A 12,505-nucleotide genomic window follows, 5' to 3' on the forward strand; every position below is an offset into this window, starting at 1 on the left:
ACCAAAGTTATCGCCTTCACGGGCGAGGGCTTTTTTGTTCGTTTTATAATCTAATTTGAGCCGGTTCACACTTTTCAATGAAAATGACTGAAAATTTTCTCGACGAGTTATGTAGACTGGCTGCCATTATTAATGAGGCACGTGTACATGACGACTGAGTTTGAAACCTCTTTTGCCGATCTGGGGCTGTCTGCTCCAATCATTTCCGCCCTGAACGATCTGGGCTATGAAAAACCATCTCCGATCCAGGCTGAGTGTATTCCTCACCTGTTGAACGGCCGCGACGTGCTGGGCATGGCGCAGACCGGTAGTGGTAAAACTGCAGCGTTCTCGCTGCCGCTGCTGCACAACCTGCAGGCAGACCTGAAAGCACCTCAGATCCTGGTGCTGGCGCCGACCCGCGAACTGGCGGTTCAGGTTGCCGAAGCGATGACCGATTTCTCCAAACACATGAACGGCGTCAACGTGGTAGCCCTGTACGGCGGCCAGCGTTACGACGTGCAGCTGCGCGCTCTGCGCCAGGGCCCGCAAATCGTTGTGGGTACCCCAGGCCGCCTGCTGGATCACCTGAAGCGCGGCACCCTGAACCTCTCCAACCTGAGCGGCCTGGTGCTGGATGAAGCCGACGAAATGCTGCGCATGGGCTTTATCGAAGACGTAGAAACCATCATGGCTGAGATCCCGGCTGAACATCAGACCGCGCTGTTCTCCGCCACCATGCCGGAAGCGATCCGTCGCATCACCCGCCGCTTCATGAAAGAGCCGCAGGAAGTGCGCATCCAATCCAGCGTCACCACCCGTCCGGACATCAGCCAGAGCTACTGGTCGGTCTACGGCATGCGTAAAAACGAAGCGCTGGTGCGTTTCCTGGAAGCCGAAGACTTTGACGCGGCGATCATCTTCGTCCGTACCAAGAACGCGACCCTGGAAGTGGCCGAAGCGCTGGAGCGCAGCGGTTACAGCAGCGCCGCGCTGAACGGCGACATGAACCAGGCGCTGCGTGAGCAGACTCTGGAGCGTCTGAAAGACGGTCGTCTGGATATCCTGATCGCGACCGACGTTGCGGCCCGTGGCCTGGACGTTGAGCGCATCAGCCTGGTTGTCAACTACGACATCCCGATGGACTCCGAGTCTTACGTTCACCGTATCGGCCGTACCGGTCGTGCGGGCCGCGCCGGCCGCGCGCTGCTGTTCGTGGAAAACCGCGAACGCCGCCTGCTGCGCAACATCGAACGCACCATGAAGCTGACCATCCCGGAAGTGGAACTGCCGAACGCAGAACTGCTGGGCGAGCGTCGTCTGGCCAAGTTCGCCGCGAAAGTTCAGCAGCAGCTGGAAAGCAGCGATCTGGACCTGTATCGCGCACTGCTGACCAAACTGCAGCCGGAAGAAGAGCTGGATATGGAAACTCTGGCCGCAGCGCTGCTGAAAATGGCACAGGGCGAACGTCCGCTGATCCTGCCGCCGGATCCGGTCTTCAAGCCACGTCAGCGCCGCGAGTTCAACGACCGTGACGATCGTCGTGGCGACCGTCGTGACAGCCGTGACGGCGATCGTCCGCGTCGCGAACGTCGTGACGTTGGCGAAATGCAGCTGTACCGCATCGAAGTGGGCCGTGACGATGGCGTTGAAGTGCGTCACATCGTTGGCGCTATCGCTAACGAAGGCGACATCAGCAGCCGTTACATCGGTAACATCAAGCTGTTCGCTTCCCACTCCACCATCGAGCTGCCAAAAGGCATGCCGGGCGAGATCCTGAATCACTTCACTCGCACTCGCATCCTGAACAAGCCGATGAACATGCAGCTGCTGGGCGATGCACAGCCGTTCGAACGTCGCGAGCGTCGTGACGGTGGCAACGGCGGCGAGCGTCGCGGCAACGGTCGTCCGTTCAACGGCGAACGTCGCGAAGGCGGCCCACGTCGCTCCTTCGGCGAACGTCGTGAAGGCGGCAACGGCGGCGAGCGTCGTGGCGGTAACTACAACCGTGACGGCAAGCCGGCGCCACGCCGTGATGACGGCGCACCGGCGGCACCACGTCGTCGTTTCGGCGACGCGTAATCGCTGATTCGCCGTTCGCGGTGAAGCGCTCCGAAAAACCAGCCTGCGGGCTGGTTTTTTTATGCCTGAAAGTTGCCGTCAAACGCCCCTGAATGGCGTATCATTCATAAGGTTTTTTCTTACGGATGATATGCACGGGAGATGCCATGAGTTGGCAGCAGTTCAAATCTCAATACCTGGTGCGCTTTTGGGCGCCGCTGCCGGCGGTGATCGCCGCCGGGATCCTCTCTACCTACTACTTCGGCATGACCGGCACCTTCTGGGCGGTGACCGGCGAATTCACCCGCTGGGGCGGCCATGTGCTGCAGTGGTTCGGCCTGCACCCCGAGCAATGGGGCTATTTCAAGGTCATCGGCCTGCAGGGCACGCCGCTGGAGCGCATCGACGGGCGCATGATCATCGGCATGTTCGCCGGCTGCATCGCCGCCGCGTTGTGGGCCAACAACATCAAGCTGCGTCAACCGCAGCACCGCATTCGCATCGTGCAGGCGCTGCTGGGCGGCATCATCGCCGGCTTCGGCGCGCGGCTGGCGATGGGGTGCAACCTGGCGGCGTTCTTCACCGGCATTCCGCAGTTCTCGTTGCACGCCTGGTTCTTCGCGCTGGCGACCGCAGCCGGCTCTTACTTCGGCGCCAAATTCACGCTGCTGCCGATGTTCCGCATTCCGGTCAAATTGCAAAAGGTGAAGGCCGCCGCGCCGCTGACGCAGAAGCCTGAGCAGGCGCGCCGTCGCTTCCGGTTGGGCATGGCGATCTTCGGTCTGGCGGTGGCCTGGTCGCTGTGGACGCTGTTCGATGCGCCGAAGCTCGGCATCGCCATGCTGTTCGGCATCGGCTTTGGCCTGCTGATCGAGCGCGCGCAGATCTGCTTCACTTCGGCGTTCCGCGATCTGTGGATCACCGGTCGCACCCACATGGCGAAAGCCATCATCATCGGCATGGCGGTGAGCGCCATCGGCATCTTCAGCTATGTGCAGCTCGGCGTGGCGCCGAAGATCATGTGGGCCGGCCCGAATGCGGTGCTGGGCGGTTTGCTGTTCGGCTTCGGCATCGTGCTGGCCGGCGGCTGCGAGACCGGTTGGATGTACCGCGCTGTGGAAGGGCAGGTACATTACTGGTGGGTAGGGCTGGGCAACATCATCGGCGCTACGCTGCTGGCCTATTACTGGGACGACCTGGCGCCGGCGCTGGCGACCGACTACGACAAGATCAACCTGCTCGATACCTTCGGCCCGATCGGCGGCCTGCTGGTGACTTACCTGCTGCTGGCGCTGGCCTTCGCCGCCATGCTGTGGTGGGAGAAACGCTTTTTCCGCGCCCGGCCTGAGGCGCAGGTGGTGAATTTGAGGAGCATGCCATGAAAGAGACGACGATAGTGCCGGACTACCGGCTGGACATGCTGGGTGAGCCTTGCCCGTACCCGGCGGTGGCGACGCTGGAGGCGATGCCGCAGCTGAAGCCGGGGGAGATCCTGGAGGTGATCAGTGATTGCCCGCAGTCGATCAACAACATCCCGCTCGATGCGCGCAACCACGGCTACAAGGTGTTGGATATCCAGCAGGACGGGCCGACCATCCGCTACCTGATCCAGCGTTAACGCCAAGGCGGTGGGGTTCCCACCGCCTTTTCGCTTTTTAGCCCTTCACGATGTCGCCCTTCACGCCGGCGACGATCTCGAACGAACGCAGCCGCGCCTGATGATCGAAAATCTGGCCGTTGACCATGATCTCGTCGGCATCGGTTTCACGCAGCAGCGTTTGCAGCCCGTGACGCACCGTTTTTTCATCGCCGACGATCGACATCCGCAGCGCCTGTTCGACGCCGTACTGCTCGCCGGCGCTCCACAGCGCGTGGATGTTATCCACCGGCGGCGGCAGCGGGCCGGGCGAACCGCGGCGCAGATTGATGAACTGCTGCTGCATCGAGCTGAACAGGAAGCGCGCGTCGCGGTCGCTGTCGGCGGCGATCACGTTGACGCACACCATGGCATGCGGCTGCGCCAGCTGTTTGGAGGGTTTGAAGTTCTCGCGGTACAGCTGCAGCGCCTGGAACAGCATATCCGGAGCGAAGTGCGAAGCGAAGGCGAACGGCAGGCCGAGCTGCGCCGCCAGCTGTGCGCTGTAGAGGCTGGAGCCGAGCAGCCAGAGCGGCACATGCAGCCCCTGGCCCGGCACCGCCTGCACCGGCTGGCCGGGCTGCGCGTCGCAGAAGTAGTTTTGCAGTTCCTGCACGTCGCGCGGGAAGGTATCCACATCGCCGGACAGGTGGCGGCGCAGCGCCATCATGGTGCGTTGATCGGTGCCGGGCGCGCGGCCCAGCCCCAGATCGATGCGGCCGGGGTAGAGCGATTCCAGCGTGCCGAACTGTTCAGCGATCACCAGCGGCGCATGGTTCGGCAGCATTACGCCGCCGGAGCCGAGGCGAATGCTCTGGGTGCCGGCGGCCAGATAGCCCAGCAGCACCGAGGTGGCGGCGCTGCCGATGCCGGTCATATTGTGGTGCTCGGCCAGCCAGTAGCGCTGGTAGCCCCAGCGTTCGGCGTGTTGCGCCAGATCCAGCGAACAGTGGAAAGCGTCGCGCGCCTTGGCCCCTTGCGGGATTGGCGATAAATCCAGTACCGAAAGCGGTACGGCAGTGTGTTCAGTCATGACATCGTCCATCAGAGAGTGGATCGCTTAAAGGGCGATTGCAGGAATCTGCATACTAAAAGGCCGAAAAAAGATGCTTTTTAGTGTTAAAAGCATAATCCAATTTATAGTTATAAAAGAGGAGATATGTGCTTGTGATATCCTCATGAGTGCAATGGTGTTTTTTGGAGCAATTTGAGACATGGAAATGATGATCCCCGCCCGCCGCTTACCGTTCCGGGAGCCGATATAATGAAAAAAAAGACGCTGTTTACCCTGTTGCTGATGATGGTGGCGATCGCATTGGCGATCCTGTTCCGCGCGCACAATCAGGATCTGTTGCTGCAGGGTGAAGTGGATGCCCCCGAAGTGATCGTCGCATCCAAGGCGAAAGGCCGGGTTGTTGAACGCCTGATCGAACGCGGCGATGACGTGAAAAGCGGCCAGCTGATCATCCAACTCGACAGCCCCGAATTGATGGCGCAGCTGCGTTCCGCGCAGGCGACGCGCGACGAGGCCAAAGCGCAGCTCGAGCTGTCGCTGCACGGCACCCGAGAAGAGAGCATCCGCAACCTGCGCGCCAACCTGGCGCAGGCCGAGGCGCAGTACCGCAATGCGCAAAACGACTACAACCGTAACCTGAGCGTGGCCGGCAAGGGCTATATCTCGAAGTCCGAGCTGGACGCTTCGCGCCGGTCGCGCGACACCGCCTTCCAGCAGGTGCAGGCCGCCAAGGCCAACCTGGATGAAGGCATCAACGGCGACCGCGTCGAGCAGCGGCAGCAATATGCGGCGGCGCTGCGGGCGGCGGAAGAGAACCTGCTGCAGATCCAGGCGCAGAGCGACGATCTGCAGGTGAAAGCGCCGGTGGACGGCGAAGTGGGGCCGATCCCGGCCGAAGTGGGCGAATTGCTGAACGCCGGCAGCCCGCTGGTGACGTTGATCCGGGTGCCGGACGCTTACTTCGTGTTTAACCTGCGTGAAGACATCCTGGCCCACGTGCGCAAAGGCGACAAGGTCAAGCTGCGGGTGCCGGCGCTGAAGGACAAAATGATCGACACCGAGGTGCGCTACATCGCGCCGCTGGGGGATTACGCCACCAAACGCGCCACCCGCGCCACCGGCGACTTCGACCTGAAAACCTTCGAAGTGCGCCTGTATCCGTCACAGCCGGTGGACGGCCTGCGTCCGGGGATGAGCACCTTATGGCAATGGAAAGAGTAAGGGCCGGCTGGCGCTGCTTCAGTCACGCGTTCGACAAAGAGTGTCGCGTCGCCTTTCGCAGCCCGGTGGTGCACTGGCTGAGCTGGATCTTTCCGCTGATCCTGTTTGCGCTGATCAGCAGCAACTTCTCCGAAGGCACGCTGCTCGATCTGCCGGTCTCGGTAGTGGACAGCGATCACAGCCCGCTGTCCAAATCGCTGACGCGCCGGCTGGACGCCGGGTCGCACGCCCACGTCGAGGCATACGGCGGCGGGCTGCCGGAGTCGCTGAGCCGCCTGCGCAGCGCGCAGGATTACGCGTTGCTGTATATCCCGCCGGACTTTGAGGCCAATGCGCTGTCGGGCAAACAGCCGAGCGTGGTGATGTACTACAACGCGCTGTTTTACGGCGCCGGGCTGTACTCCACCCAGGACTTTGGCGGCCTGATGAACGAAATCAACGCCAGCACCCGCAGCATCATCGCCACCGAGATGGGCAAAACGTTGCCGCCGCTGGCGGACGTGACGCTCTCCTACGGCAGCCTGTTCAACGCCAGCGGCAGCTATATCTATTACCAGCAGTTCGCCGCCACCATCCACCTGCTGCAGCTGTTCGCGGTGACCTGCATGATATATGTGCTGGCGCGCAGCAAGTCGCTGCTGCAGGCCAAGCCGTTCAGCCTGGCGCTGCTCGGCAAGCTGGCGCCATACACGCTGTGTTTCACCACCCTGCTGATGGTCGAGATCGCGGCGCTGGTGGGCATCTTTGACGCCCGCGTCAGCGGCAACCCGCTGTTTATGCTGATGATCGGCCTGTTCTATGTGATGGCGGCGCAGAGCATCGGCCTGCTGCTGTACACCTTTACCGGCAGCACCATCACCGCCTACAGCCTGATCGGTATTTTGGTCAGTATCGCAATGACCTTCTCCGGTATGGCGGTGCCTGAGCTGTCGATGCCGCTGCCGGCGCGCATTATTTCCAACATCGAACCGCTGACCCACGCGCTGTACGCGATGTTTGACGTGTTCCTGCGGCAGGTGCACGCCAGCGCCATCTTCAGCGTGTGCGCGCTGCTGGCGGTCTATCCGCTGGTGGCCGCGCTGCTGGTGCGCAATCGCCTGCCGGCGCGGCTGGCAAAAGAGGGGAGCGCCGGATGAAGCTTTATTGGCAAACCTTCGTTAAAGTGCTGCTCGGCATGCTGGAGCGGCCGGTGTGGCTGATGCTGATCCTGTCGCTGTGCATCATGAGCCTGGTGTACGCCAACCGCACGGTGTGGGATCTGCCGGTGGGGGTGATCGATCAGGATCACAGCACCGCCAGTCGGCAGCTGATCCGCCAACTGGACGCAACCTCCAAGATCGCGATTGAAACCTACGACAGCCTGGAACAGGCGCAGCGCGATCTCAGCTGGCGCAAGCTGTTTGCGGTGATCATCATGCCGGTGGATCTGGAGAAGAAAATTCTCAGCGGGCAGAACATCGTGGTGCCGATGTACGGCGACGCCACCAACCGCCTGGCCAACGGCCAGATCCAGCAGGACGTGGTGGCGGCCTATCAGCAGCTGCTGACGCAATACAACAACGGGCTGCTGCTGCGCAGCGGCTTCAGCGAACGGCAGGCGCAGATACTGCTGACGCCGATACTGGGGCAAACGCTGGACGTGTTCAACCCCGGCATCAGCTTTGCGGCGATCATCTTCCCCGGCCTGCTGGTGATGCTGTTGCAGCACTCGCTGCTGATCGCCTGCATCCGCGTCAATATCGCCATGAAGAGCATGCCCGGCGGCAAGGCGCCGCTGGCGGCGCACCTCGGCGGGCTGACGGCGCTGCTGCCGATCTGGCTGTTCCTGTCGATCGTGCTGTTCGTGCTGTGGCCGTGGGTATTGGGCTATAGGCAGACGGCGAACATCGCCGAGCTGCTGCTGCTGACCTTCCCGTTCCTGCTGGCGGTATTGGGGCTGGGCAAGCTGGTGACCGAGTGCCTGCGCAGCGTCGAGATGATCTACCTGACGCTGGCGTTCATCACCACGCCGATCTTCTACCTGTCCGGCACTATCTGGCCGCTGCAGTCGATGCCGGCCTGGGTGCGCGCCATCTCGTACAGCATCCCCTCCACCTGGGGCACCAAGGCGATCGCCGGCGTCAACCAGATGGGGCTGTCGCTGAATGAGGTGTGGGGCGACGTCGCCATGATGCTGATACTCGGCGTGGTCTACACCCTGCTGGGCTTCGGCGTCGGCTTCTTGCGCAACAGCGTGGCGCTGCGCGGGATGTTCAGGAAGCGGCGGGCGTAGGGGATAAATAAAGGCGCCATTTTCGGCGCCTTTATTATTTCGTATTATTGATATGTCTAAGGTGATTTATTTAGCTGGGCGTCTACTCTTATTTTTAATTTGATTTGTTATGTTGATTTTGGTAGTTGTAATTGTCGACCTGCTTAGGGAATTAATGGTTGGCGTTAACTTTATCTATAACGTGTTATTTAAAGGATGGAATAATATGTCAACAATAAGAGCGCTTGATTTTGATGAGATAAAATTGATTGGCGGTTGTGGCGATGGAAATAACGGCGGCGATCGTGACAGGCCAGGCAGAGGTGCGTCAAACTCTTGTGCCAATCAGGTTGGAATGGGCATTATCATTGGCGCATTTACCGGTTTTTCCGGCGGCCCTCCAGGGATGATAGGTATGGCGGTTGCCGGTGGCTTAATGGGGGCGGTCTCTTGCGCAGATAACAGCCCTGCCGGGAATAATAAGAATAACGGTGGTGCCTTGGGTGGGAATAAAAACGCCAATAGCGTTAATGGGCAATGTCGCTGGTGATGAGTAAATCGCTTTTAGAGTGTCAAAAATAGAGGGTGGGTTATGGTTAATAGACGTCTTTTAAACCCGCTATGTAATATGATTGCGCTAACGTTGAGTATGTTACTTGTCTCGTTCTCCTCACTGAGTATTATTTCATACGGAGAACATTTGGTAGATGCGGCCATCGCGGTTTTCACTTATTTTGGTATCAGAAGCTGCTGCCTGATGTGTGTAAGTTTATTCCATTGGTTCCACGGTGGAGATGAGCGCATTAATCTTGATAAATAAACAGAGCCGGCAGCGCCCGCTGCCGGCTCTGTCCTCGTTAAGACACCAACTCCAGCCCCGCCACCCGGCGCCAGTAGCCGTTGCAGTCGGCGTGGTCGGTCAAGGCCAGCGGCTGCTCACCGCGCTCGTTGGCGCGGAAGGCGTCGATTTGCGCCAGCGTCTCGGCGCCCTGCGGCGACAGCCGCACGATGTCCACCAGCCCCTGCATGCTCGGCAGCTCGTTGCCGAGGTTGTAGCAGTAACCGCTCATGGTCTGGATGCCGTTGAGCACGAATACCTGCTGTTGTTCTTGGGAGCGCATCATGCGGCCCTGCGGATATTTGATGCAGCAGGTTTCGCACTCGTCCTTGCCGCGGTTCTCCGAGCGGGCGGTGAAGCAGCGCGCCGAATAGGCCAACGGCAGGTGGCCGTAGCTCAGCACCTCTACCTCGAAATCGTGGCGGAAGCCCAGCTCGTCGCACTGCGTCAGCAGGTTGGCCAGCCAGTCGCGCGACAGCTCGACCGGCATGCACCAGCGGATCATGCCCTGGCGGCGCAGCAGGCGCAGGGTATAGGCGTTGTAGCAGTTCAGCGCATGGCCGGCGACGAACGGCAAGCCGCGTTCCGCCGCCATGTTCACCGCGCCCAGATCGTTGGCTTCCAGCAGGAACTCGCCGTTCTCCACATAGCGTTTCAGCTCATTCAGCTCGGACGGCGCCTGCAGCAGCGCCAGCGTGGAGATCACCACCTGTTTGCCGCTATGGGCGATCTCGCGCGCCAGCGCCAGCCAATCGCTGACCTTCATCTCGCGCCGTTTGGTGCAGACGCTCTCGCCAAGGTAAATGATGTCGGCGCTGCTCTCCGCCGCCTGTTGATAGAACGCCGCGATGTCGGTTTTCGGCCAGTAGTAGAGTACCGGCCCCAGTGCGTATTTCATGTTTCCTCCGGCTACTGCCATTTGCGGTGATAGGCGCCCAGCGTGGTCTGGGTGCCTTCGGACATCGCGCCCAGCGTCTCCATCCAGGCGGCGTCGGCGCGGTAGGCGGTCGGATCAGCCTGGCAACGGTCGATCGCCTGGCGCCAGACGCGCGCCACCTGGCTGACGTAAGCCGGGCTGCGCTGGCGGCCTTCGATCTTCACCGAGGCGATGTTGGCGGCCAGCAGCTCTGGCAGCAGCTCCAGCGTATTGAGGCTGGTGGGCTCTTCCAGCGCGTGGTAGCGCACGTCGTCCACCAGATAGCGGCCCTTGCACAGCGTCGGGTAACCGGCGTTTTCATGGTCCTGGTAGCGGTCGATCAGCACGTCGTTCAGGCGCGACTCCATACCCTGCGGGGTTTGCTGCCAGCGCACGAAGCGCGCCGGCGAGCAGGCGCCGACGGTGTTCGGCGACTCGCCGGTCAGGTAGGAGGAGAGGTAGCAGCGCCCCTCGGCCATGATGCACAGGCTGCCGAAGGCGAACACTTCCAGCGGCACCGGGCTGGTGCGCGCCAGCTGTTTCACCTGATGCATCGACAGCACGCGCGGCAGCACCACCCGGCCCACCTCGAAGTTGCGCTGGTAGAAACGGATCGCCTCTTCGTTGGTGGCGGAGGCCTGCACCGAAACGTGGCGCTCCAGCTGCGGGTAGCGCTGGGCGGCGTATTCCAGCATCGCCAGATCCGCCAGAATCAGCGCGTCGGCGCCCAGCTGGGCAGCCATATCCACCGCGCGCTGCCAGCGGGCGTAGCCGTCGGGATGGGCGAAGGTGTTGATGGCGATATGCAGTTTGCGGCCGTGGCGATGCACGTAATCAACCGCTTCCTGCAGCTTTTTCTCGGTGAAGTTGAGGCCGGCGAAGTGGCGCGCGTTGGTATCGTCTTTCAGACCGATGTAAACGGCGTCGGCGTCGTTATCCACCGCGGCCTTCAGGGCCGGCAGGTTGCCGGCGGGGCAAAGCAGCTCCATAGATTTATCCTGGCTTAGCCGTACGCCCGGCCGGGCGCACGCTGTCTTTAAAGGTTGCCGGCGGCGGTGTTCCGCCGGCAAACGCGATTCGGGGAGGCCATTTTAGGCGAAGGGGTGCGCACAGGTTTTGATTTGGGGCAGCTTATGGCGTATTGATAAACATGGCGGTGAAATGCACTATTTGTTGATATAGACCGCTGAAGCCGCGCGCCAGTGTGGCAAAATAGCGGTAGTCCGTATTGAAAGGAGTGGATGACCGTGTTGGAACAACTACGAGCACGCCTTGTGCGCCAGGGGCCGTCGCTGCTGCGCATCCCGCTGAAATTCACGCCGTTCGCCCTGCAGCGCCAGCTGCTGCAACAGGTGCTGAGCTGGCAGTTCCGCCAGGCGTTGGCGGATGGCGAACTGGAATTTCTCGAATCGCGCTGGTTAAAGATCGAAGTTCGCGATCTGGCGCTACACTGGTTTATGACGGTAGAAAACGACAAACTGGTGGTCAGCCAGCACGCCGAAGCGGACGTCAGCTTCAGCGGCGACGCCAACGATCTGATCCTGATCGCGGCGCGCAAGCAAGATCCGGATACGCTGTTCTTTCAGCGTCGGCTGCAGATTGAAGGGGATACCGAATTGGGCCTGTATGTGAAAAATTTGATGGACGCCATCGAGCTGGAAAGCATGCCTGCGCCGCTGCGCATGGGGCTGCTGCAGTTGGCTGATTTTGTCGAAGCAGGGCTGCAGGAGGGCACGGCGTCGGCTTCCCGTGTGGCGGTATCATGCTGATCCGCGTAGAGATCCCGGTAGACGCGGCGGGCATCGACGCCTTGCTGCGCCGCGCCTTTGGCCGCGACGACGAAGCAGACCTGGTGCAACAGCTGCGCGAAGACGGCCTGCTGACGCTGGGCGTGGTCGCCACTGACGACGAAGGCGGCGTAGTGGGTTATGCCGCGTTCAGCCCGGTAGACGTGGCCGGCGAAGACCGCCAATGGGTGGCGCTGGCGCCGCTGGCGGTTGATGAAAGCCTGCGCCGTCAGGGGCTGGCTGAAAAGCTGGTGTACGAAGGCTTGGATTCGCTGAACGAATTCAGCTACGCCGCGGTGGTGGTGCTGGGCGATCCGGCCTATTACGGCCGCTTCGGTTTCAAACCGGCCGCTGCCTATGGCCTGCACTGCCGCTGGCCGGACACGGAAAGCGCATTCCAGGTGTATCCGCTGGCGCAAGACGCTCTGAATGGCGTCAGCGGCGAAGTAGCTTTTTCGGCGCCGTTTAATCGCTTTTAACCACCGGCAACAAATCCTCCAATGACAGCGGCGGGTGATTCACCAGCCGCTCTTTTTGTATTTTGCTCAGCTGTTTGACGCGGTATTCCAGCTTCAGCGCCGTTGAGCGATCCCCCACCTGGCAGTGAAACGCCAGCGTCAGCTCCCCTTTGCCGCGCAGCGCCTTGGCGCCTTTGCCGGCCTGATGTTGCGCCAGACGGCGCGCCACGTCGGTGGTGATGCCGGTATACAGTATGCCGCTCGGTAAACGCAGCATATAGAGGTGCCAGGGAGTGGGGGTAGTGTCGGTCATCGTACGCCGTTTCGGTGGCCAGGGTCGGCG

13 protein-coding genes are annotated in these 12,505 nt (G+C 61.2%); 9 read left to right on the forward strand and 4 right to left on the reverse strand.

Translation table 11 applies throughout. The annotated features are described in order from the left end of the window. The first annotated feature begins 147 nt into the window (after window positions 1-147). From MMS95_RS00110 to yedF, 3 genes are all read left to right on the forward strand, one after another. Window positions 148-2,061 (forward strand): DEAD/DEAH family ATP-dependent RNA helicase, encoded by a 1,914-nt coding sequence (locus MMS95_RS00110; RefSeq protein WP_033638901.1) that lies wholly within the window; start codon window positions 148-150, stop codon window positions 2,059-2,061. A 146-nt stretch (window positions 2,062-2,207) separates the two neighbouring features. Continuing rightward, window positions 2,208-3,422 (forward strand): selenium metabolism membrane protein YedE/FdhT, encoded by a 1,215-nt coding sequence (gene yedE, locus MMS95_RS00115; RefSeq protein WP_004933488.1) that lies wholly within the window; start codon window positions 2,208-2,210, stop codon window positions 3,420-3,422. Next, window positions 3,419-3,658, forward strand: coding sequence for a sulfurtransferase-like selenium metabolism protein YedF (yedF, locus tag MMS95_RS00120; RefSeq protein ID WP_004933486.1), 240 nt, complete (start codon window positions 3,419-3,421; stop codon window positions 3,656-3,658). The genes yedE and yedF overlap by 4 nt, the downstream gene beginning before the upstream one ends. Window positions 3,659-3,695: 37 nt before the next feature. On the opposite strand, the gene MMS95_RS00125 is transcribed toward yedF, so the two are convergent. After that, window positions 3,696-4,709, reverse strand: coding sequence for an LLM class flavin-dependent oxidoreductase (locus MMS95_RS00125; RefSeq protein ID WP_015376417.1), 1,014 nt, complete (start codon window positions 4,707-4,709; stop codon window positions 3,696-3,698). Between the two features lie 231 nt (window positions 4,710-4,940). Between MMS95_RS00125 and MMS95_RS00130 the strand changes: the two genes are divergently transcribed. From MMS95_RS00130 to MMS95_RS00145, 4 genes are all read left to right on the forward strand, one after another. Then, window positions 4,941-5,912, forward strand: a complete 972-nt coding sequence (locus MMS95_RS00130; RefSeq protein WP_004933479.1) for an efflux RND transporter periplasmic adaptor subunit — start codon at window positions 4,941-4,943, stop codon at window positions 5,910-5,912. Next, window positions 5,894-7,048, forward strand: coding sequence for an ABC transporter permease (locus MMS95_RS00135; protein WP_015376418.1), 1,155 nt, complete (start codon window positions 5,894-5,896; stop codon window positions 7,046-7,048). Before MMS95_RS00130 ends, MMS95_RS00135 begins: the two co-directional genes overlap by 19 nt. Beyond that, the gene (locus MMS95_RS00140; protein ID WP_049243041.1) at window positions 7,045-8,184 is read left to right on the forward strand and encodes an ABC transporter permease; all 1,140 of its coding nucleotides are present in this window, start codon (window positions 7,045-7,047) and stop codon (window positions 8,182-8,184) included. Before MMS95_RS00135 ends, MMS95_RS00140 begins: the two co-directional genes overlap by 4 nt. 109 nt (window positions 8,185-8,293) lie before the next feature. Next, on the forward strand, window positions 8,294-8,713 hold the full coding sequence (locus MMS95_RS00145) for a hypothetical protein (protein WP_151262550.1): 420 nt from the start codon (window positions 8,294-8,296) through the stop codon (window positions 8,711-8,713). A 307-nt stretch (window positions 8,714-9,020) separates the two neighbouring features. Here the strand turns inward: MMS95_RS00145 and MMS95_RS00150 are convergent, their stop codons facing one another. Beyond that, window positions 9,021-9,899: a U32 family peptidase gene (locus tag MMS95_RS00150; RefSeq protein ID WP_242141273.1), complete on the reverse strand. Its 879-nt coding sequence runs from the start codon at window positions 9,897-9,899 to the stop codon at window positions 9,021-9,023. 11 nt (window positions 9,900-9,910) lie between these two features. Next, a complete protein-coding gene (locus tag MMS95_RS00155) occupies window positions 9,911-10,906 on the reverse strand; it encodes a peptidase U32 family protein (RefSeq protein ID WP_242141274.1) in 996 nt (331 codons plus the stop codon). A gap of 252 nt (window positions 10,907-11,158) precedes the next feature. On the opposite strand from MMS95_RS00155, the gene MMS95_RS00160 reads away from it, so the two are divergent. Together MMS95_RS00160 and MMS95_RS00165 are read left to right on the forward strand one after the other, a co-directional pair. Continuing rightward, the gene (locus tag MMS95_RS00160; protein ID WP_156866159.1) at window positions 11,159-11,686 is read left to right on the forward strand and encodes an SCP2 domain-containing protein; all 528 of its coding nucleotides are present in this window, start codon (window positions 11,159-11,161) and stop codon (window positions 11,684-11,686) included. Continuing rightward, entirely contained in the window at window positions 11,680-12,183 is a 504-nt protein-coding gene (locus tag MMS95_RS00165) for an N-acetyltransferase (protein ID WP_099783280.1), read from the forward strand. The genes MMS95_RS00160 and MMS95_RS00165 overlap by 7 nt, the downstream gene beginning before the upstream one ends. Here MMS95_RS00165 and MMS95_RS00170 read toward each other — a convergent pair. Beyond that, window positions 12,170-12,475, reverse strand: coding sequence for a GIY-YIG nuclease family protein (locus MMS95_RS00170; RefSeq protein ID WP_242141275.1), 306 nt, complete (start codon window positions 12,473-12,475; stop codon window positions 12,170-12,172). The two genes, MMS95_RS00165 and MMS95_RS00170, sit on opposite strands and share 14 nt — an antisense overlap. Between the last annotated feature and the right edge of the window lie 30 nt (window positions 12,476-12,505).

The sequence above is a fragment of the Serratia sp. PGPR-27 genome (assembly GCF_022678525.1).
Lineage (GTDB): Bacteria > Pseudomonadota > Gammaproteobacteria > Enterobacterales > Enterobacteriaceae > Serratia > Serratia nematodiphila.